The organism is Variovorax sp. OV084, assembly GCF_900111625.1.
Classification (GTDB): Bacteria; Pseudomonadota; Gammaproteobacteria; order Burkholderiales; family Burkholderiaceae_C; genus Variovorax.
In genome coordinates this window covers 173,426-193,997 of record NZ_FOII01000007.1, presented here as the reverse complement: position 1 = coordinate 193,997, position 20,572 = coordinate 173,426, and the positions used below count along the sequence as shown (strand labels likewise).

The 20,572-nt window shown below is 68.3% G+C and carries 22 protein-coding genes; 12 read left to right on the top strand and 10 right to left on the bottom strand.

All coding sequences use genetic code 11. The annotated features are described in order from the left end of the window. Positions 1 to 37: 37 nt before the first annotated feature. Together BMW87_RS19800 and BMW87_RS19795 are read left to right on the top strand one after the other, a co-directional pair. A complete protein-coding gene (locus BMW87_RS19800) occupies positions 38 to 1,480 on the top strand; it encodes an amidase family protein (protein ID WP_177192812.1) in 1,443 nt (480 codons plus the stop codon). A gap of 79 nt (positions 1,481 to 1,559) precedes the next feature. After that, positions 1,560 to 1,862, top strand: a complete 303-nt coding sequence (locus BMW87_RS19795; protein ID WP_093052060.1) for a hypothetical protein — start codon at positions 1,560 to 1,562, stop codon at positions 1,860 to 1,862. On the opposite strand, the gene BMW87_RS19790 is transcribed toward BMW87_RS19795, so the two are convergent. The 6 genes from BMW87_RS19790 to BMW87_RS19765 are packed head-to-tail and all read right to left on the bottom strand — an operon-like array spanning position 1,792 to position 8,408. Then, entirely contained in the window at positions 1,792 to 2,589 is a 798-nt protein-coding gene (locus BMW87_RS19790; protein ID WP_093078144.1) for an ABC transporter ATP-binding protein, read from the bottom strand. The genes BMW87_RS19795 and BMW87_RS19790 overlap by 71 nt on opposite strands. Then, positions 2,582 to 4,393 carry a branched-chain amino acid ABC transporter ATP-binding protein/permease gene (locus BMW87_RS19785; protein WP_093078143.1) on the bottom strand — a complete coding sequence of 604 codons (1,812 nt, stop codon included), beginning with the start codon at positions 4,391 to 4,393 and terminating at the stop codon, positions 2,582 to 2,584. Before BMW87_RS19785 ends, BMW87_RS19790 begins: the two co-directional genes overlap by 8 nt. Continuing rightward, positions 4,390 to 5,250: a branched-chain amino acid ABC transporter permease gene (locus BMW87_RS19780; protein ID WP_176928731.1), complete on the bottom strand. Its 861-nt coding sequence runs from the start codon at positions 5,248 to 5,250 to the stop codon at positions 4,390 to 4,392. Before BMW87_RS19780 ends, BMW87_RS19785 begins: the two co-directional genes overlap by 4 nt. Continuing rightward, positions 5,250 to 6,482: an amino acid ABC transporter substrate-binding protein gene (locus BMW87_RS19775; protein ID WP_093078141.1), complete on the bottom strand. Its 1,233-nt coding sequence runs from the start codon at positions 6,480 to 6,482 to the stop codon at positions 5,250 to 5,252. The genes BMW87_RS19780 and BMW87_RS19775 overlap by 1 nt, the downstream gene beginning before the upstream one ends. Positions 6,483 to 6,536: 54 nt before the next feature. Next, positions 6,537 to 7,391, bottom strand: a complete 855-nt coding sequence (locus BMW87_RS19770; RefSeq protein ID WP_093078140.1) for a fumarylacetoacetate hydrolase family protein — start codon at positions 7,389 to 7,391, stop codon at positions 6,537 to 6,539. A 39-nt stretch (positions 7,392 to 7,430) separates the two neighbouring features. Then, positions 7,431 to 8,408, bottom strand: a complete 978-nt coding sequence (locus BMW87_RS19765; RefSeq protein ID WP_093078288.1) for a VOC family protein — start codon at positions 8,406 to 8,408, stop codon at positions 7,431 to 7,433. Positions 8,409 to 8,565: 157 nt separating this feature from the next. Between BMW87_RS19765 and BMW87_RS19760 the strand changes: the two genes are divergently transcribed. The 4 genes from BMW87_RS19760 to BMW87_RS19745 all read left to right on the top strand — a co-directional run bounded on the left by BMW87_RS19760 (position 8,566) and on the right by BMW87_RS19745 (position 12,102). Continuing rightward, positions 8,566 to 9,234 (top strand): GntR family transcriptional regulator, encoded by a 669-nt coding sequence (locus BMW87_RS19760; protein WP_177192811.1) that lies wholly within the window; start codon positions 8,566 to 8,568, stop codon positions 9,232 to 9,234. 73 nt (positions 9,235 to 9,307) lie between these two features. Then, positions 9,308 to 10,465 (top strand): DSD1 family PLP-dependent enzyme, encoded by a 1,158-nt coding sequence (locus BMW87_RS19755; protein WP_093078137.1) that lies wholly within the window; start codon positions 9,308 to 9,310, stop codon positions 10,463 to 10,465. A gap of 121 nt (positions 10,466 to 10,586) precedes the next feature. Beyond that, complete coding sequence (locus tag BMW87_RS19750) at positions 10,587 to 11,846, top strand: acyl-CoA dehydrogenase family protein (protein ID WP_093078135.1); 1,260 nt, start codon at positions 10,587 to 10,589, stop codon at positions 11,844 to 11,846. A gap of 34 nt (positions 11,847 to 11,880) precedes the next feature. Beyond that, on the top strand, positions 11,881 to 12,102 hold the full coding sequence (locus BMW87_RS19745) for a hypothetical protein (protein WP_093052083.1): 222 nt from the start codon (positions 11,881 to 11,883) through the stop codon (positions 12,100 to 12,102). A 10-nt stretch (positions 12,103 to 12,112) separates the two neighbouring features. On the opposite strand, the gene BMW87_RS19740 is transcribed toward BMW87_RS19745, so the two are convergent. Then, positions 12,113 to 12,427 (bottom strand): hypothetical protein, encoded by a 315-nt coding sequence (locus BMW87_RS19740; RefSeq protein WP_093052086.1) that lies wholly within the window; start codon positions 12,425 to 12,427, stop codon positions 12,113 to 12,115. A 365-nt stretch (positions 12,428 to 12,792) separates the two neighbouring features. After that, entirely contained in the window at positions 12,793 to 13,623 is an 831-nt protein-coding gene (locus BMW87_RS19735; RefSeq protein WP_093078134.1) for a crotonase/enoyl-CoA hydratase family protein, read from the bottom strand. A 93-nt stretch (positions 13,624 to 13,716) separates the two neighbouring features. Here BMW87_RS19735 and BMW87_RS19730 point away from each other — a divergent pair, with 93 nt between their 5' ends. From BMW87_RS19730 to BMW87_RS19720, 3 genes are read left to right on the top strand one after another with little or no spacing between them, the layout of a single operon-like run. After that, positions 13,717 to 15,585, top strand: coding sequence for a PhoX family protein (locus tag BMW87_RS19730; protein WP_093078132.1), 1,869 nt, complete (start codon positions 13,717 to 13,719; stop codon positions 15,583 to 15,585). 38 nt (positions 15,586 to 15,623) lie between these two features. Next, entirely contained in the window at positions 15,624 to 16,022 is a 399-nt protein-coding gene (locus BMW87_RS19725) for a DUF488 domain-containing protein (protein ID WP_093078131.1), read from the top strand. Positions 16,023 to 16,050: 28 nt separating this feature from the next. Then, positions 16,051 to 16,509 carry an Lrp/AsnC family transcriptional regulator gene (locus BMW87_RS19720; protein WP_093078129.1) on the top strand — a complete coding sequence of 153 codons (459 nt, stop codon included), beginning with the start codon at positions 16,051 to 16,053 and terminating at the stop codon, positions 16,507 to 16,509. Here BMW87_RS19720 and BMW87_RS19715 read toward each other — a convergent pair whose 3' ends face one another. Next, on the bottom strand, positions 16,510 to 17,412 hold the full coding sequence (locus BMW87_RS19715) for an SDR family oxidoreductase (protein ID WP_093052098.1): 903 nt from the start codon (positions 17,410 to 17,412) through the stop codon (positions 16,510 to 16,512). It abuts the gene before it with no gap. 152 nt (positions 17,413 to 17,564) lie between these two features. Here BMW87_RS19715 and BMW87_RS19710 point away from each other — a divergent pair, with 152 nt between their 5' ends. Further along, positions 17,565 to 18,437 (top strand): CoA transferase, encoded by an 873-nt coding sequence (locus BMW87_RS19710; protein WP_093078128.1) that lies wholly within the window; start codon positions 17,565 to 17,567, stop codon positions 18,435 to 18,437. A gap of 4 nt (positions 18,438 to 18,441) precedes the next feature. On the opposite strand, the gene BMW87_RS19705 is transcribed toward BMW87_RS19710, so the two are convergent. After that, positions 18,442 to 19,356, bottom strand: coding sequence for a hypothetical protein (locus BMW87_RS19705; RefSeq protein WP_093078287.1), 915 nt, complete (start codon positions 19,354 to 19,356; stop codon positions 18,442 to 18,444). A 149-nt stretch (positions 19,357 to 19,505) separates the two neighbouring features. Between BMW87_RS19705 and BMW87_RS19700 the strand changes: the two genes are divergently transcribed. Beyond that, complete coding sequence (locus tag BMW87_RS19700; protein WP_093078126.1) at positions 19,506 to 19,886, top strand: tautomerase family protein; 381 nt, start codon at positions 19,506 to 19,508, stop codon at positions 19,884 to 19,886. A 17-nt stretch (positions 19,887 to 19,903) separates the two neighbouring features. Further along, a complete protein-coding gene (locus tag BMW87_RS19695; protein WP_093078125.1) occupies positions 19,904 to 20,569 on the top strand; it encodes a DUF1294 domain-containing protein in 666 nt (221 codons plus the stop codon). Positions 20,570 to 20,572: the final 3 nt, after the last annotated feature.

The window sequence follows — 20,572 nt, the reverse complement described above, 5'->3', positions numbered from 1 at the left end:
GCACCGGAGTGCAGCTTCCGCCCCACTTCGAGCCTTCATGAACCGAATCCATGCGCTGACTGATCTTTCCGCCCGCGAGGCCGCCGGTCAGATGGCGCGCGGCGAACTGCGCGCCACCGACTACGCGCAGGCGCTGCTGGAACGCGCCGGCGCAATCGCACCCTTCGGCGCCCTGCTCCACCAGGACCCCGCGGCGCTTCGCGCAGCCGCCGCCGCGCTCGATGCAGCGCCGCGCCCCGTGCCGGGAACGCTGCCTCTATATGGCGTGCCGTTGGCCTTCAAGGACAACATCGACGTCGCCGGCATGCCGACCACGGCTGGCAGCCCGTGGATGGCGGACCACCGGCCGCGCATGCACGCCGGCGTGACGCAGCGGCTGATCGACGCAGGCGCGCTGGTGCTCGGCAAGACGAATCTGCATGAGTGGTCGCAGGGCGTTACCGGCAACAACCACGGCTTCGGGCCGTCGCGCAATCCGTTCGACGCTGCACGCGTCACGGGCGGCTCCAGCGGCGGCAACGCTGCGCTGCTGGGTCTGCGCGCCGCGCCGGTGGCTATCGGCACCGACACGGGCGGCTCGGTGCGCGTGCCGGCCGCGCTGTGCGGGCTGGTGGGCTTCAGGCCGACGGTGCACCGCTGGCCGGACGAAGGGCTGGTGCCGATATCGCCAACCTTCGACACCGCCGGCGTCATGGCGCGCTGCGTGGACGACTGCGTGCTGGTCGACCACGCGGTGGCCGGCGGGCCGCTGCAGATTGCCCCGACACCGCTCACAGGCGTGCGCCTTGGCGTGCCCGAGGCCTACTTCTGGGAAGAGGTCGATCCGCCCGTGGCCGAACTGGCCCGCGAGCGCCTCGAGCTGCTGCGCACAGCCGGCGCCGTGCTGGTGCCTTGCGACCTGGCCGAAGCCGGCGCACTGTTCCGGGAAGGATCGATGACGATCTCGCTGCACGAGATCCTGCCCGCGCTGGCCGCCTACTTCGCGCGGCACGACCGCCCCTTCGACGCGCGTGCGCTCACCGACGCGGTGGTCAGCCCCGACGTGCGCCCGCTGTTCGAGCGCCTCTTCGGCGCGACGGCCATCACGCCCGAGGCCTACGCCCACGCGCTGCACACCCTGCGCCCGCGCATGCAGGCGGCGTACCGAGATTGCTTCGCGCGGCACGACCTGGCCGCCCTCGTCTTCCCGACCAGCCCGTTGACCGCCGCGCGCATCGGAGAAGACGTGGAAGTAACGCTGTGCGGCCGCCCCACCTCTGCTTTTTCGGCCTACATCCGCAACACCGGCCCGGCCGGCATGGCGGGCTTGCCGGCGGTGAGCCTGCCGATGGGCCTCGCCTCCAACGGCCTGCCTGCCGGGCTGGAATTGACCGGCGCGCAAGGCACCGACACGGCGCTGCTGGCACTGGCGCTCGGCATCGAAGCCGCGCTGCCTGAAGCACCAATCGCCCCAAGCGTGCAGAAGTTGGCAAGCCACTGAACGCGGCGTCGCCAAAACACTACGCCCCTTCGCGTAACAGGCCTTCACGGCTTGGTGCGGGATCGGCGATGCTCAAGGCATGCCCGCAAATTCACGACCGCCCCAACGCCCCGGATGGCGCGCCGCCGCACTGATCTACACGATCACCGGCGCCGTCTGCATCCTGGCCTGCGCTGTCGTGCCCGACAGCGAGGCCGGCATGCTGGTCGCCATCGCGGGCGGGTTGCCGTGGTCGCTGAGCCTGCTGACGCTCGACCTCTCGCCCGGCGTCGCAAACACGGCGCTGATGATGCTGGCCGGCAGCTGGGCGATCAATGCCGCGCTGCTGTGGTGGCTGGCGCTGCGGCGGCCCGGGCACCATGGGCCGTCGCACCCGGCATAGCGCCACCCTCTGCGGCATCGGCATCCAGCCCCAGGTAGGCGCGCCGCAACTCCGGCCGCGCCATCAGTTCTTCCGGCCGGCCCAGCGCGACCATGCGCCCTTCTTCCAGCACCGCGGCGCGCTCGGCCACGTCGAGCGCCATGCCCACGTTCTGCTCCACCAGCAGCACCGCGATGCCGTCGGCATGGATGCGCCGGATGGCGGTGAACATGTCGAGCACGATGCTCGGCGCCAGGCCCAGCGAGGGCTCGTCGAGCAGCAGCAGCTTGGGGCGCGCCATGAGCGCGCGGCCGATGGCCACCATCTGCTGCTGGCCGCCCGATAGCGAACCGGCCGGCTGCTCCAGCTTTTCGGTCAGCGCCGGGAACAGCGTGCAGACGTGCTCCATCGAGCGAGCACGCTCCAGCCGCGCCGCGCGCAGGTAGCTGCCGAGCTCCAGGTTCTCGCGCACCGTCATCTCGGTGAACAGGCGCCGCCCCTCCGGCACCAGCGCGATGCCCTGGGCGCAGAAGCGATGCGGCGCCAGGCGCGAGATGTCCTGTCCCTCGAAGCGCATGCGCCCGGCGCTGATGCGGTGCAGCCCCGCCACCGCATTGATGAGTGTGCTCTTGCCCGCGCTGTTCGGCCCGACGATGCACAGCAGTTCGCCCTTGCCGATGGACAGCGACACATCCCACAGCGCGGTGGCCTGCCCGTAGGCAACGCGGATGGATTCGAGTTCAAGCATGGGCCAGCTCCCTTTCGACACCCGCCACGGACGACGCGGCAGTTGGCGCGGCGGGCGCCTCCGGCTCCATGGCCTGGCCCAGGTAGGCCGACACCACTTCGGGCCGCTGCATCACGTCATGCGGCGCGCCTTCGGCCAGCACCTCGCCGCGGTTGAAGACCACGATGCGGTCGCACAGCGCCATCACCGCGCGCATCACGTGCTCGACGAAGACGATGGTCGCGCCCTGGTCGCGGATGCGGCGGATGAGCGCCACGGCCTCGTCGATTTCCGATGGCGTGAGGCCCGACAGCACCTCGTCGAGCATCAGCACCTGCGGCCGCGAGGCCAGTGCGCGCGCGAACTCCAGGAACTTGCGCTGGTGCAGGTTCAGCTCCGCCGGCAAGGCGTGCGCGCGCTCGGTCAGGCCAGTGAAGGCCAGCCATTGCCAGGCTTCGGCCTCCGCCGTCCTGCGGTCAAGCGCGGCGGCGCCGAACATCGCCGGCAGCGCCACGTTCTCCAGCACCGTCAGGTGCGCGAAGGGACGCGGGATCTGGTACGTGCGCGCAATGCCGCCCTGCGCGATGCGGTGCGCCGGCACGCCCGAGATGCGTCGCCCCTCGAACTCGATGACCCCGGCGGTCACCGCATAGTGGCCGCTCGCGACGTTGATGAAGGTCGACTTGCCAGAGCCGTTGGGCCCGAGCAGGCCGAGGATCTCGCCGCGCCGCACTTCGAGGCTCACGCCGCGCAGCGCGTGCACGCCCTTGAAGGACTTGCGCACGCCCTCGGCACGCAGCAGCACTTCGCCGGTGATGGCAGCGGGCTTTTTCGCTTCATCAGCCACGGCCACATGGACCGGCGCGGACGAGGCCGCGGGCGCACCGCGCCGAGCGTTCCACCACTTCAGCGCCTGCCCCAGCAGGCCTTCGGGCATGAAGAGGATCACCACAATCAGCACCAGCCCCGTCATGCCCTTGCCGATGATTGCGCTGTCGCCGCCCGTGAAGGCATACAGCAGCAGCGTGATCGCCGTCGCGCCGACGATCGGCCCGGCCCAGTGGCGCGTGCCGCCGAGCACCGACATCAGCACCACCGTGAGCGGCATCGCGATGGTGAACGTATCGCCCGTGGTCACGTACGACACGAAGAGCGCATGCACGCCGCCCACCACGCCCGCCAGCCCGCACGAGAGCGCGAAGGCGCCGAGCTTGAAGCGGTACGTCGGCACGCCCATCACTTCGGCCACATCTTCGTCGTCATGAATGGCGAACAGCCCGGTGCCGAAGCGCGAGTGGTACACGGCCAGCGACGCCAGCACCGTCAGCACCGCCACGCCCAAGGCCAGCAGGTAGAAGGTGCCAGAAGCTGTCGGTCCGATCTGCGGCACCGCCACCGCGCTCATGTACACGCCGGGTCCGCCGTCGATGGGCGTGTTGAGGATGATGGTCGCCACCACGAAGGTGGCCGCCAGCGTGAGCAGCGAGAACAGCTCGGCGCGCACCGCCTGCACGCGGAAAGCCACGGCGCCCAGCAGCGTGCCGAACAGCGCGGCCACCACGGCGGCGGCCGGCAACGTCCAGAGAAACGGAATGTCGAAGCGCGTTGCCAGCGTAGCCGTGGTGTACATGCCGATGCCGAAGAACGCACCGTGCCCGAACGAGAAATACCCCGAGTAGCCCGACAGCAGGTTCCACGACGTGGCCAGCGCGACCCAGTGCAGCACCAGGTACAGGATCGATTCGTAGAACGCCGGCAGCCCGAGCCACGGCACCACGGCAAGCCCCGCGCCGGCCGCAAGAATCAGCAGGAACGAGCGCTTCATGCCACCCTCCCCGGCCGCACCAGCAGCACGAACATCAGCAGCGAGAACGACACCAGCGGCGCCCACGATGGCGCGGTCACTGTCATGGTCACGGCCTCGGTCACGCCGATGATGCAACCCGCGATCAGCGGCCCGAGCGGCCGCCCGAGCCCACCCAGCATCACGGCCGCGAACACCACGCCGATCCACGCATAGATCTGCGAGGGCGACAGCGTGTACGCCAGCGCAATGCACACGCCCGCCACGCCGGCCAGCGCCGCGTTGAGGCCCGAAAGCATCAGCGCCAGCGCGTTCTGGTTCACACCGAAGGCGGCGGCGATGGGTGCGTCTTCGGCAGCGGCGCGCATCGCCTTGCCCAGGTCGGTGCGGCGCAGCGCGAACCACACCGCAAGCGAGATGCCCACGCCCAGCGCCAGCGTGATGAGCTCGGGCACCGGCAGGTAGAGCGGGCCGATCTGCAGCTTGTGCTCCGCGTAGCTCGATTCGAGCTTGCGGTAGTCGGCCGTCCAGGTCCACTGCAAGAGCGCTTCGATGATCACGGTGATGCCGAAGGTGACGAGCAGCGAGTTGAAGGGGCTCACGCGAAAGCGCGTCAGCACCCAGTGCAATGCCACGCCCAGCACGAAGAACAGCGGCACGATCACCACCAGCGTGAGCAGCGGATCGACGCCATGGTGGCTCGACAGTTCGTACGTGAGGTAGGCGCCGAGAAAGGCGAGCGCGAAGTGCGCGAGGTTGATCTGCCGCAGCATCCCCCACGACAGGCTGAGGCCGAGCCCCAGCAGGCCGTAGAGCGCCCCGGTGAACAGGCCCGCCAGGATCGACTGGGCCAGCAGCGTGGCACTGGGGAAGCTCATCAGCTGGTCACCCCGCGCGTCTGCAGCTTCGTGCCGGGGGCGGCCCACTCCTTCGGCCACACCACCACCCACTTGCCGTTCTGCACCTGCTTCACCTTGCCCAGGTCGTCGCCGAAGTTGCCGCGCTCGTTGAAGCGCAGCTTGCCCTGGATGGTGTCGACCTTGTTGGCGCGCAGCCAGGTGGCCATGGCCTTGTCGTCGATGCCCTTGGTGGCGACCACGGCGGCCTCGATGATCTGCCAGGCCGAGAACGACGCGGCGGCCTGCGTCTCCACCGCCGTGTCGGGCATGCCGGCCTTCGCCGCGCGCTCGCGGTAGACCTTCACGAACTCGGCGGCCGTCGGGTTGTCGGTAAACGGCGGATGGTCTTCGAAGATGGTGGTGGCCAATGCGCCGTTGGCCTCGGGCGCCTTGAGCATCGGCGCGGGCGCGGGCACGTGATAGAAGTGATGCAGCGGCGCGTAGTCGATCTTCTTCATCGCATCGAGCAGCTGATTGCCCTCGAGGCCGATGGCGCCGTTCCAGATGAAGTCGGGGTTGGCCTCCTTCAGCCGGCCTGCGATGGGGCCGAAGTCGCGGTTGCCGAAGTCCCATTCGAGGAACAACACCTCCTTCAGGCCGCGCTGCTTCGCCACCTCGCGCGCGCCCAGCGCCACGAAGTGCACCGAGGGGAACTTGCTGGTGACGATGGCGATGGTCTTCGGCGGCTTGGGCGAGGTGGCCAGCGCATCCATGACCATGGCGGGCATCGTCTTCTCGGGGTCGGGGCCGAGCGACCACGCCGGAAACTGCTGGTCGTACTTGGCCAGGCTCGGAATGCCGAAGGTGTGGTGCACCAGCGTCTTGTTGTAGCGCTGGGCCACGCCCATGGCGGAAAGAATCGCGCCCGTGGCATACGGGCCGATGAGCAGGTCGACCTTGTCGGCCGTCACGAGCTGCTCGTACAGCGTGCGCGCGAGGTCGGGCTTGGACTGGTCGTCCTTCAGCACCCACTCCACCGGCCGGCCGAGCAGGCCGCCGCGCTGGTTGAGCGACTCCACGTAGATCTCGCCCGTGAGCTTGTGCACGAGCCCCGTGGCCGAGAGCGGCCCGGTGAGCGCCAGCGTGCCGCCCACGCGGATGGGCTTGCCCGAAGGCTGCTGTGCGGCGGCGGTGCCGCTGAACAGCGCGCCAGTGCCGAGGGCACCGAAAGCGCTGGCGGCCGCGACGAAGGAACGACGATCGATGCTCATTTTTTGTCTCCGTAATTGTTTTGGTCAGCGCGGCCTTGGTGCTGCTGCCGCTGCTCAGTCTCCGTCGACGACGGGGTTCGAAAGAAGGCCCACGCCTTCGATCTCCACTTCGCACACGTCGCCGGCCTTCATGAAGATCTGCGGCTTGCGCGCCAGGCCCACGCCCGAGGGCGTGCCGGCGATGATGATGTCGCCCGGCTGCAGCGCGAAGGGCTCGGAGCACACCGACACCAGCGTGGCGACGTCGAAGATCATGTCGCGCGTGTTCGCGTCCTGCAGCACGGTGCCGTTCAGGCGCGTCTGCAACTTCAGGCCCGTGGCCCCCGCAGGCAGCTCGTCGGCGGTGACGAACTCGGGGCCGAAGGAGCCCGAGCGGTCGAAGTTCTTGCCCATCATCCATTGCGCCGACTTGAACTGGTAGTCGCGGATGGAGCCGTCGTTGAACACCGAGTAGCCCGCCACGTGGCTCAGCGCATCGCCCTTCTTGATGTAGCGCCCGGCCTTGCCGATGACCACCAGCAACTCGCCCTCGTAGTCGAACTGCGTCGACACGTGCGGACGCACGATCGGCTGGTTGTGGCCGACCCAAGACGACGGAAAGCGATGGAACAGCACCGGGTAGGTCGGCGGGTCGAATTTGCTTTCAGCGGCGTGGTCGATGTAGTTGAGGCCCACGGCAATGGCCTTGGAGGGCGACTGCACCGGCGGCAGCCAGTCGATGCCTGCGAGCGGCAGGCGCGCGCGGGCCGCGTCGCCGGCCTTCTTCGCGGCGGCCATGGCTTCGGGGCCGGCGCGCAGCAGTTCATCGAGCGTGGCGGGCAGGCCTTCGGCGGTGAGGTCGACGACCTCCTGGCCGAGGCGCAAGCCGAGGGCCGGCTTGCCGTTATGGTTGAAGGCGAGGAGACGCATGGGATTCCTTTGTGATTCGGATGCAGAGAAGAAACGGTCTCAGGCCTTGGCGGCCTCGACCTCGAAATTGGTGACGAAGTCCTCGGGCACCTTCGGGCCCCAGGCGTAGAAGGAGTCTTCGGGCGGGTGGTCTGCGGCGCGCCAGTCGTAGTCGCCGGGCACGAAGTCCATGTCGCAGGAGTACTCCGAGTAGCTGCCCCACGGGTCGCGCACGTAGTGGAAGTAGTTCGAGCCCAGCACGTGGCGCCCCACGCCCCAGCCGCGCACGTGGCCCGCTGCATACATCTGCTCCATGCCCCGGCCGACTTCGTCGATGTTCGCGACGTCCCAGCTCAGGTGGTGCAGCCCCGGGCCGTTCGAATGCGCCATCGCAATCAGGTGGTGGTCGCTGCCGTGCACGCCGTGCATGAACACGATGAGATCGCCCGAGCGGTCGGTAACGCGCAAGCCCAGCGCGTCTTCGTAAAAGCGCAAAGCCTCTGGCACCTTGGCGCAGAACATCAGGATGTGCGAGAGCCGGCGCGGATGCACCTTCGGAATGCGCGCGCGGTTCGGCGAGGCGCCAGTGCCGACGGGCGGGCGCGGCGCGACGACGGGCTCGCTGCCCGCGTCTGGCGCGCTCTTCGCGGCCACGACGACCTGCACCGGAAAACCGTCCGGGTGCAGCACCCACAGGCCGCGGTCGTCGCCCAGCGGGTGCGGCGAGCAGCGCGGCACGCCCAGGCGCTCGATGCGCGCGGCGATGGCGTCGAAGTCTTCCGCGAAGCAGGCGAAACGCAGGTACTGCAGCTTCTTCACCCCGGGCGCCTGGTACAGCGAACCCCAGGCGTGCGGGTGGCCTGCGGTGTACAGGTCGAGCCGGTCGCCCTCACGTTTCGGCTCCAGCCCAAAGGCGTCGTAGAAGCGCGCGGCCTCGTCGAGATCGGGCACGGTGAAGACGAAGGCATCGAGCGAATGAACGCTGTGCAACGCCGCGCGCTCGGGGCTTTTGTGGGTGCGAAGCTGGATATCGGCCATGTCGTATGTCTCCAATCGGCTATCCATGTTGGAACAAATAATATATTCTTTCAACGTTAGTCTATTGTTTAGCCATCCATGGATCATTAGGGTTAACAAGTAACATCAGGCCGTTTTCCGCGGTGACGGGAGTGCAATGAACGAAAAAACGAAAGGCATGAGCCAGACACGACAGGTGTTCACCGAGCTGCGCACGGCCATCGTGGGCGGGCGGCTGCTGCCGGGCTCGAAGCTCAACATCGCCGCGCTGGCCGAAGAGCTGGACGTGAGCGCAGGCGCGGTGCGCGAAGGCCTCGCCATGCTGGAAGCCGAGGCGCTGGTGGTGTCGGAGCCGGCGCGCGGCTACCGCGTGAGCCCCATTTCGGCGACCGACCTCGAAGAGCTGGTGAAGGCACGCATCGAGATCGAAAAGCTGTGCCTCGCTGAAGCCATCCGCCACGGCGACCTCGCCTGGGAAGGCAGCGTGGTCTCGGCGCACCACCGCCTCTCGCGGCTGGCCGAGCGCGACGCGGCCATGCCCACGATGCTGAGCGCCGAATGGACGGCGAGCCACGCGGAGTTCCACAACGCGCTGGTGGCGGGCTGCCCGAACGGCTGGCTGCTGCGCATGCACCAGATGCTCTACCAGCAGAGCGAACGCTACCGGCAGCTGTCGGCGCCGCTGTCGAAGCAGGCGCGTGACGTGGGGGCCGAACACCAGGCGCTGCTCGATGCGGTGCTCAACCGCGACATCCAGGCGGCGCAGACGCTGATTGCCGAGCACCTGCAGACCACCGGCCGCCTGCTGATGACGGCGCTGAAGACGAACCCGCCGGCCGACAGATAGGAGGCAGGCATTTCGGTGCGATCATCTCGCCCCGATCTCCTCCACAAAGCGCCTCCACGAAGGCTTTTCCCCGATGCCCCAAGACCTGCTGCAAGTCAACGCGCCGCTGATCGGCGTTCCCGGCGGACGCCATCTTCTCGACACCCCCGCCCTGCTGATCGAGCTGCCCGCGATGACGCGCAACATCGAACGAATGGCCGCCTTTGCCAAGGCCCGCGGCGTCAACCTGCGCCCGCACGTGAAGACGCACAAGTCGGTCGAGATCGCACGGCGCCAGGTGGCGGCCGGCGCCGTCGGCGTGAGCTGCGTCACGCTGGGCGAGGCGGAGGTGATGGTCCAGGGCGGTATTCCGGGCGTGCTCATCACCTCGCCCGCAGTCACGCCGAGCAAGATCGCGCGGCTCATCAAGCTGGCGCAGCGCGCGCGCCCAGGCGACGTGATGGTGGTGGTCGACAACCCGCAGAACCTGGCCGATCTGGCGCGCGCCGCGAGCGAACTCACGCATCCGCTCGACGTGCTCGTGGACTACGGCGCGGGCTACAACCGCACCGGCGCCGCCACGCAGGCGAAGGTGCTCGAGCTGGCGGCGCTGGCAGCTGCCGAGCCACGCCTGCGACTGCGCGGACTGCAGTCGTATGCGGGCAACCTGCAGCACATCGTGTCGCGCGACAAGCGCAGCGCGGCGGCGGCCGGCCTGCGCGAAACCGTGGCGGGCATCGTCGCGGCGGCAAAGCGGCAGGGCCTGAACTTCGACATCGTGACGGGCGCGGGCACCGGCACGCACGACCTCGATTCGCAGGAGAACGCGTTCACCGAACTGCAGGCGGGCTCGTATGTGTTCATGGACGCCGAATACACGAGCGTGCTGGCCAGCGGCGAACAGCCCTCGCCCTTCGACGTCTCGCTGTTCGTGCAGACGGCGGTGGTCAGCACGAATGCGCCCGACTGGGTGACGGTGGACGGCGGCACCAAGTGCTTCTCGACCGACAGCGGCGTGCCGCTGGTGGCGAAAGGCGCCGACGCGTCGAGCCGCTACGCCTTCTTCGGCGACGAGCACGGCAAGCTGATGCTGCCCCCGGGCTCGCAGGCGCAGCGGCCGGCGCTGGGCGCTCGCGTGGAGTTCATCACCCCGCACTGCGACCCCACAGTCAATCTGCATGACGCATACCACGTGGTCGAAGGCGGCACGCTGGTCGCCATCTGGCCGGTGGACGCGCGCGGCCGGCGGTAAGGGATAGGAACGGGCGGCATAAGAAAACTCGAAAAGCGTATTTCACAAGGGCCCCGCCGCGGGGGACAGTCGGGCGCCTGTCTCTCTCTTCCGGGCGCCCTTCCAGGGACGCCCTGCCTCCATGGAATCCATCCAAGCAACGACGCGGCCCGCAACACATGCCCTGGGCGTGCAAGCGCCTTCCTCGCAGCAGCTCGCAGCCCGCTTCCGCCCCATCTTCCAGCGCACCGCCGAGCATGCGGCGCAGCGCGAGAACGAACGCGAGCTCGCCTACGAGCCCGTGGCCTGGCTCAACGCAGAGCGCTTCGGCGCGCTGCGTGTGCCGCTCGAACATGGCGGCCTGGGCGGCTCGGTCGAGCAGCTCTACGACCTGCTCATCGAACTTGGCGAGGCCGACTCCAACCTGCCGCAGATCCTGCGCGCGCACTTCGGCTTCATCGAGCGGCTTTTCGCGGAGATCGACCCCGCCCTGCACGGCCCATGGATGCGCCTCGCGGCCGAGGGTGTGATCTTCGGCAACGCCACCACCGAGCTTGGCGAAGGCCCGCTCGGGGCACTGCAGACCACGCTGAAGCGCGACGGCGACGCATGGCGGCTCGATGGCGACAAGTACTACAGCACCGGCACGCTGTACGCCGACTGGATCTCGGTTTCAGCCCAGCGCCTGAACGACGACGGCAGCAGCGATCGCGTGATTGCGCTCGTGCCGGCCGAAGCACAGGGCGTGGAGCGCGTGGACGACTGGCGCGGCTTCGGCCAGCGGCTGAGTGCATCGGGCACCACGCGCTTTCGCAACGTACGGGTGAAAGCCGAGAACGTGCTGCTGTACGTGCGCGACCAGCCCACGCCGCTGACCGCGCATTTCCAGCTCACGCACCTCGCCACGCTGGCCGGCATTGCCCGCGCCATCGTGCGCGACGCCGTGGCCTTCGTGCAGCCACGCAAGCGCGTCTACAGCCACGGCAGCGGCGACACGCCGCGCGAAGATCCGCTGGTGCAGCAGGTCATCGGCCAGCTTGCGAGCACGGCGTTCATCGCGACCTCGACCGTGCAGGCCGTGGCGCGCGGGCTGGGCGAAGTCGACCGCTTCCGCCAACGCGGCGAAGCCGTGCCCGAAAGCCTGCTGTTCGAGGTAGAGCTGAACACCGCCAAGGCACAGGCCGGCATCGTTGATGCGGTGCTGCAGGCGGGCACGCGGCTGTTCGACATCGGCGGCGCCTCGGCGCTGCAGGAAGACCGACGGCTAGACCGGCACTGGCGCAATGCGCGCACGCTGGCGTCGCACAACCCGACCATCTACAAGGGGCGCGTGGTGGGCGACCATCTGCTCAACGGGGCAAGGCCGACTTTCTATTGGGCGGTGGGAAGCAGCAGCGCTTAAAGTCGCGGGTCTTTCACCGGACCCGACTTCTTTCATGCGCCGATTGCTGCTCGCCCTTCTTCCCCTCGCCACCGTCATTGCCGGCTGCGCCACTCCCGTGACCGGCGTGGTGCGTCTCTACGACGGGATCCTTCGGGCGGCGAGTCCGCAGGAAGCGGAGGCCTACTGCCGCAAGGACGGAAACCCGATCCGCTTCCTGGAGCAGGCCGATGCGCCGAACACACCGGGCAACGGCGTGCTCTTCAGGTGCGACTGAAGGGAGTGCGTCAGACGCGCGGAAGCGCCGCCAGGAAGGTGGACACGACAATCGCGGCGGCGCGGTCGAGCTGCAGGATGTCTCCCACTTCGAAAGCGTGCGGCGCTGTGCGTCCACTCGAACCGAGTGGTTTGCGGATCTCGACAAGAACTTCGGCCGCCAGCTCGCGGTCACTGCGCGGCTGGCCGTCGGGGTGCATCACCCATTCATCGACTTGATCGAATGGAATGCTGCGAAAGACCCCCACGATGGGGATGTACTTGTAGCGATCCTCGCCCACCAGAATGGGCACGCTGAGGTTGCAAAAAAACGTGGTCGTCGACATGCAGGATCGCCGTCGCTAAGCAAAGCTTTCAATTGTTAATGAGTGCGCTGTCAGGAGCCATCCTCCGCGGAAGCCATCAGAGAGGAAGACGTGACCTTCTGCACACAAATTGCCTCCATTCCCGTTCATTCTCCCTTTAAAACAACTACTTAATTCTTACACAAAGACACTTAAAAAGCACTTTGCATTCTTTTCGGCTGTTTGGGCGCGAGATTGAAGGGCCCGCCCACAGGCAAACGCGGGCTCGACTGCACCCGTAGAAGATGGGGTGCGAGGGTGCGCGAAGTTCGGCCCCGGCGGGCTGGGGGATTACCCGGCTGCCCGGGCACAAATGATGAGTCGCACGGGCCCGGGAGCCCGGCGGATCAGGCCGGAGCGCTGAAACGCGGCGCGCGCCGCTCGATGTTGGCCTTCACGGCTTCGACCTGGTTCGGGCTGCCGATCAGGGCCTTCTGCTCTACCGACTCGGCCAGCAGCATCTCGGCTGCGCTGTGCGATGCCGACGCGTTGAGCAGCCGCTTGCCGGCGCGGATCGCGTCGGGGCTCTTGCCGGCGATCTCGTGTGCCATCTGCAGCGCCCCGGCCAGCGGATCGGCTATGACGCGGGTAGCGAAGCCGATGCGCAGGGCTTCCTCGCCCGAGAAGATGCGGCCCGTGAAGGTGAGTTCGCGCACCACGTCGCTGCGGGCGAGTTCGCGCATCAGCACCATGCCGGCCATGTCGGGCACCAGGCCCCACTTGATTTCCATCACCGAAAGCTTGGTGTCGGGCGCGACGATGCGGATGTCCGCACCCAGCGCTACCTGCAAGCCGCCGCCGAAGGCCACGCCATGCACGGCGGCAATGACCGGCACCGGCACCTCGCGCCAGACCATCGCCACCTGCTGCGCGGCGTTCGAGATACCGTGCGTGCGCACCAGCAGGTCGGCGCCGGCAGCGCCCTCGCCCAGCACTCCGGAGCCCGCGCCTTGCTTCTGCATGCGCTCGAAAGACGCCATGTCGAGCCCCGCGCAGAAAGCCTTGCCGCGGCCCGAGATCACCACGGCCCGCACCGCCTTGTCGTCGCGCAGCGCCTCGCCGGCTTCGATCAGCGCGTCGAACATCGCGGGGTCGAGCGCGTTCATCTTGTCGGCGCGTGCGAGCTGCAGTTCCACCACGCCGTCGGCGTGGCGGGTCCATTCGATGCGGTCGGTCATTCGATGTCTCCTGGGCGGTTGCCGCGCCAGTATCGCCGGGTGCGGCGCCCGGCGATGATCGTGGCTGTCGCCTACACAACAACACCCACTGCCATGCCCCTGGATCGTCGTCACTTTCTTCTGCAATCGGGCTCCGCCGCTGCCGTGGTGGCGCTCTTCGGCCAGGGTTGCGCCGTGCCTTCCTCGCCCACGGGCCGCGGCAACGTGCTGGGTTTCACGGGCGTGCCGGCCTCGTTGCGCGACGGCATCGTCGTGCCGCCCGAATACGAGTGGCAATTGCTCTATCCCTGGGGCACGCCCACCGGCGTCGCGGGCAGCATGCCGGCCTTCGCGCCCGATGCCGGCAACAGCGCCGACGACCAGGCCGTGCAGGCCGGCATGCATCACGACGGCATGCACTTCTTCGCGCTCGACGCAAGCGGCGACCGCGGCCTGCTCGTGATGAACCACGAATACACCGACGAGCAACTGCTGCACACCGACGGCGTCAAGGCGTGGACTGCCGAGAAGGTGCGCAAGTCGCTGCACGCCATGGGTGTCTCGGTGATCGAGATCCGGTGCACCGGCCAGGGGTGGCAGCAGGTGCGGCCCTCGCCCTTTGCGCGTCGCGTGCACGGCAACACGCCGATGCGCATCACCGGCCCCGCCGCGGGCACGCCGCTGATGCGCACTGCCGCCAACCCGGCGGGCGACGCAGTGTTCGGCACCTTTGCCAACTGCGCAATGGGCGTCACGCCCTGGGGCACCTACCTCACCTGCGAGGAAAACTTCCATGGCTATTTCGGCGGCCCGAAGGAAGCGGCTCAGGGCGCAACGGCGGCGCAGCGCCGCTACGGCACGGTGGCCGGCTCGCAGTGGGTCGAGTACTGGCGCTTCGACGAGCGCTTCGACCTGAGCCGGCATCCGAACGAGCCGCACCGCTTCGGCTGGGTGGTCGAAATCGACCCCTTCGATCCGACCGCCGCGCCCATCAAGCGCACCGCACTCGGCCGCAAGCGGCAAGAGAGCGCCACCTGCACCGTCGCCCGGGACGGCCGGCTGGTGGTCTACATGGGCGACGACTCGCGCTTCGAATACATCTACAAGTTCATCAGCCGCGAGAAGGTGCGTCCCGGCACCGATGCCGCCGCTCGTGCCGCCAACAGCCACCTGCTGGACGACGGCACCCTCCACGTGGCGCGCTACGACGCCGGCGGCCGCGGCCGATGGCTCGAGCTCGTGCACGGTCGCGATGGCCTCGACACGGCGCACGGCTTCGCCGACCAGGCCGAGGTGCTGATCCATGCGCGGCTGGCGGGAGACGTCGTGGGCGGCACGAAGATGGACCGCCCCGAGTGGATTGCCATCCACCCGCAAAGCGGCGAGGTCTACGTCACCCTCACCAACAACAGCCAGCGCGGCGACGCCGGCAAGCCCGCCCCCGACGCGGCCAACCCGCGTGCCAACAACCTCTTCGGCGGCATCCTGCGCTGGCGAGAGGACGGCGGCGACGCCGCCAGCACCGGCTTCGCCTGGGACCACTTCGCGCTCGCCGGCGATCCGGCACAGCCCGGCAGCGGCGCACGCTATCCGTCGGGCGATGCCGACATGTTCGGTGCTCCCGACGGCCTGCACTTCGACCGGGGTGGCCTGCTCTGGATCCAGACCGACCTGAGCGGCCAGGTGCTCGGCAAGCCGCCCTACACCTCGCTGGGCAACAACCAGATGCTGTGCGCCGACCCGGCTTCGGGCCGCATCAAGCGCTTTCTTACCGGGCCCAACGGCTGCGAGATCACGGGCTGCGTGGTCACGCCCGACCGGCACACGCTGTTCGTCAACATCCAGCATCCGGGCGAGGCGCGCGACGACGGCGACACCAGGCACAACAGCGCCTGGCCCGATGGCACCGAGCCGGGCAGCGCGCGGCCGCGCTCGGCAACGCTGGCAATACGCCGGCGCGACGGCGGTATCGTCGGCACCTGAGACATCGGCTCAAAGCCCAAGGGAAAAGGAAGAACACCATGAGCATCCGCATCGTCCGCCTGGGCACCCCGCGTGCGCCCGGCGAAGGCCTGCGCGTCGGCACCGTGCGCCGCCCGCCGCGCGGCGTTCCGAAGACCGAGTTCGCCTCGCAGGACTGGTACGACGTGTGGTACCCGAACCTCGCGCCCTCCGTCGAGACGATGAAGCAGGCGCAGGAGGCCCAGAAAGCCGACTCGCCCGCGCAATGGAACGCCTTCGTGCGCAAGTTCAGGGCCGAGATGGCCGAGTCCGACGCGAGCCGCAGCCTCGACCTGCTGGCCGCGCTGTCGCACGGCACGGCCCTGTCGGTGGGCTGCTACTGCGAGGACGAAGCGCACTGCCACCGCTCCGTGCTGCGCAGCCTCCTGGCCGAGCGCGGCGCGGACATTGCGGACTGAGCAAGGGCAAGGGCAAGGCGAACCTCGCATGAACATCGACAGGAAAGACCGGCAGATCCTCGAAGCGCTGCAGGCCGACGCGCGCCAGAGCCTGGCCGCGCTGGGCAAGCGCATCGGCCTCTCGCAGCCGGCCATGAGCGAGCGTGTGCGCAAGCTCGAAGAGGCCGGCGTGATCGAGGGCTACGGCGCGCGCGTCAACCTGCGCGCGCTGGGCGTGGGCCTGCAGGCCATCATCCGCATCGACACCACGCACGCGGGCATCGCCAAGTACCTGAAGCTGTTCGACGCCATGCCCGAGGTGCTGAGCGCCGACCGCGTGACCGGCGAAAGCTGCTTCATCGTGCGCTGCGCGATCGCCGAGCCGGCCGACCTGGAGCGCGTGGTGGACGCGCTGGCGGTCGACGGCTCGGTGACGACATCGCTGGTGCTGTCGAGCCCGGTGAACAAGCACGTCACCGTGCAGGCGGCCAGGACGCCAAGGAAGTAGTCAGCGCTGCGCCTTGTCCTTCTGGTTCTGCGCCTCGATGCGTTCGCGCGCGGCCAGCCAGTCGGCATCGCTCCACTGGCGCAGTTCGTAGAAGTTGCCGCCGGTGGCCAGCGCATTGCCGCCGTCCATCATGATGCTCTGGCCCGTGAGCCAGTCGCACTGCCCCGGCGCCATCAGGAAGGACGCGAGGTTCTGCAGCTCGCTCATGCGGCCGGTGCGCGCCATCGGGTTGCTCTGCTTGCTGCGCGCGCCGGGCTCCTCGCCAGGGTTCAGGCGCTTGCTCATGCCCTCGGTCGGAATCTCGCCGGGGCCTACGGCATTCAGGCGAATGCCGTGGCGCGCCCACTCCACCGCGAGCGACTTGGTCATCACCTCGATGCCGGCCTTGCTCATGGCCGAGGGCACGACGTAGGGGCTGCCGTTGTCGACCCAGGTGACGATGATGCTCATCACGCTGCGGAAGGCATCGCCCTGCTTCCACTGGCCCGACTTGGCCTGGGCCACCCAGCGCTTGCCCACGGCCTGCGTCACGTAGAAGCTGCCGTGGAACACGATGTTGGCGATGGCGTCGAAGGCGCGCGGCGAGAGGTTTTCGGTCGGAGAGACGAAGTTGCCCGCCGCGTTGTTGACGAGCCCCGTGAGGCCGCCGCTCTGGAACAGGCTCTCGACCATCTCGTCGACCTGCTGCGCGATGCGGATGTCCACGCCGAAGGTGTCGATGCGCCGGCCCGGGAACTGCTGCCGCCATTCGGCCGCGGTTTCTTCGCAGACCGACTGGCGCCGGCCGCAGATGGCCACGTCGGCGCCAAGGCTCAGGAAGCGCTCGGCCATTGCGCGGCCGAGGCCCGTGCCGCCGCCGGTCACGAGGATGCGCTGGCCGTTCATCAGGGAAGCTTCGAACATGCTTTGTCTCCTTGGTCGTTGCGGCAGCGGCAAGGACAAGCGCTGCCATGGCGCATGCTACGCGCGCCGCCTCGATGGCGGCTTGCGGAATCTGGCTTCCCACTCCGCACGGGTGAGAATGGCTGCTGGCCTGTTTTCCGGATCGACGCCCCATGTCCAGCCCCACCCAAGACTCCTTCCAGCCGCTAGAAGGCGTGCGCGTGCTGAGCCTTGCGCTCAACCTGCCTGGGCCGGCCGCGTTGCTGCGCTGCCGCGGAATGGGCGCCACCTGCCTGAAGCTCGAGCCGCCGGGCGGCGACCCGATGGCGCTCTACAACAAGCCCGCGTATGCCGCACTGCACGAAGGCATCGCCATCGAAACAGCCGACCTGAAAACGGACGCGGGCCAGCAGCAACTGCACGCCGAACTCGCGAAGACGGACGTGCTGCTCACCTCGTTCCGCCCTTCCGCGCTGCGCAAGCTCGGCCTCGATTGGCCTGCGCTGCAGGCGCGCCATCCGTCGCTGTCGCAAGTGGCCATCGTCGGCGCGCCGGGCGAACGCGCCGAGGAGCCGGGCCATGACCTGACCTATCTCGCCGAAAGCGGACTGGTCACCGGCACCGAACTGCCGCCAACGCTCTACGCCGACATGGGCGGCGCACTGCTCGCAAGCGAAGCGGTGTTGAAGGCCATGCTGCTGCAGTCGCGCAAGGCGGGCGGCGTATACCTCGAAGTAGCGCTGAACGCCTCGGCCGACTGGCTCGCCCTGCCCCGCACCTGGGGGCTGACGCAGCCCTCGGGCACGGTCGGCGGCGCGCATGCCGGCTACCGCGTCTACCCCTGCGCCGATGGCCGCGTGGCCGTTGCCGCGCTGGAGCCGCATTTCGCCAGCCGGCTCTGCGAGGCGGCGCAGATCGACTCGCGCGACATGCTGGCGCCTGCCACGCACGAAGCGCTGGCCGCATGGCTGGCGACGTGCACGCGCGCCGAACTCGAAGCCATGAGTCGCGAGCGCGACGTGCCGCTGCTCACGCTGGCCAGCTGATTCATCAGCGACTGGCGCCGTCGCGCTGCCGGTCTTCGCGCTTGAGCGCGAGGTAAGTGTCGAGATCGACTTCGTGCAGCTGGCGCGGGTACTGCTCGGCCGCCGCGAACCAGCGACGCTGACGACGGTCGGCCTGCTCCGGCCCCGGCGCCGAGAGGTAGGCATCCAGCGTCAGGAAGTAGCGCATCGCATTGCGCTCCACCAGCCCGCGCAGGCCGCGGATGTAGTCGAGCTGGCCTTCCGGCGTCTTGCCCAGCACGGTAAAGCCCACCTTGTCGCTGCCGAAGGTCGCCAGGTAGGCCATGGTGCCCAGCCGCACCATGGTGTTGTGGTCATAGCTGTAGCTGAAGTGCAGGAAGCTCTTGCGCTCGTCGAGCGCCACGGCCTCCAGCGTGACGCGATAGTTGCTGGTGCCCAGCGGCCCGCTCTCGGCCGACAACTCGACCATCAGGTGCTCGGGCGTGGCACTGGCGACCCGGTAGACGAACGGCAACTCGAAGGCCTGGTCGATGGGCTTGTCATAGCGCCGCACCACGTAGAGCGTCAGCATCTCGCGCCCCTGCGGGCCGCTGGCCGTGCTGCAGCGCCGGTTGTTGATGTGCAGGGTCAGCACCTCGCACCAGTGGGCCGACCCCTTCAGCGCGGTGCTGATTTCCGCGAGCGGATGCTCGACCACGGCGTAGACGTCGCCCTGCAGGCCATCCGCCGTCTCCATGGAATCGAGCTGCACGGGCCGCCCGAAGCTGCTCTTGTCGAGCTTGTCGCTCAAGCGCTGGTGGGTGGCGCGCAGCGCCTGGGCGGAAGAATTCTCCGGTGCGGCGGCAAGCGCCTGTTGCGCCGAGGCTGCAAGCAGTAGCAGCAGCGCTCCCGTCAGGGTGCGCATCGTCCATGAAGCCGACGGGTAGTACGAACTGCTCATGGACCACACCATACAGCGGACCGCCCCACCCTCGCCTTCAGTCGGACTGCGTGGGCTTGCTGCGCCGCACCAACAGCGGCATTGCGCCCGCCATGGCCGATCGACACGGGATGTACCTTAGGCTTCCACTCTTTTTCGAGGAACCAAAGATGCCACTCGTCCGGATCGATCTTTCCAATGGCAGCCCCGAGACCCTGGGTCCGGCCATCGGGGATCTCATTTATCAGGCCATGCGGGACACCATCAACGTGCCGGAAGACGACAAGTTCCAGGTCATCACGCGGCACGAGGCACGCGAGCTGGTCCATCCGGCAAGCTACCTCGGTGTTGTCTACTCGCCGGGCTTCGTGCTGATCCAGATCACGCTGAATCACGGAAGAACGACGGAGATGAAGAAAGCCTTCTACAAGCGCGTGGCCGACGACCTGCACGCCCGGCAGGGCATCCGGCGCGAGGATGTCTTCATCAACCTCGTCGAGGTGGCGAAGGAGAACTGGTCGTTCGGAAATGGCGAGATGCAGTACGCATAGCGGCGAGAATCCCGCCGATGAAACGCCAGGGCACGCTAGTTCGATGGGAGAAAGATCGGGGCTTCGGCTTCATCCGCTGCCCCGAAATCTCCGCCGATGTGTTCGTGCACCTGCGCGACTTCGCCGACCGGGGCACCGCGCCGCAGGTCGGCATGAGGGTGAACTTCGAGGAGATCCATGTGGGCGGCAAGGGGCCGCGTGCGATGTCGGTGCAGGTAGCCGGTGCGGTGCGGCAGCCGCAATCACAACCGCAGCGGAGGTCCGCGCCGCCTCGCCGGCAACCTGATCGCTCGGTGCGTTCCTCGACCTCTTCTTCGTCCCCTTTGCCGATGGTTCTTCTGCTCGTGGCGTACGGCGCGCTGCTCGGCTATGGCGTTTGGACCACACGCCTTCCGCCAATCGCGCTTGGCGTATTGGCGCTGCTCAGCCTGCTGACTTTCTTCATCTACGGCTTCGACAAGAACGCAGCCGAAACAGGCCGCTGGCGCACCGCGGAGAACACGCTGCACCTGCTCTCGCTGATCGGGGGTTGGCCGGGCGCCTGGGTCGCGCAGCGGTTGTTCCGCCACAAGGTGCGCAAGGCGAGCTTCATGGCGGGCTACTGGGCCACGGTGCTGGCACACATGGCGGCCGTGGGCGCCTGGGTCGGCAAGCTGCTGCCAGCGGGACTGCTGGCGTTCTGAAGC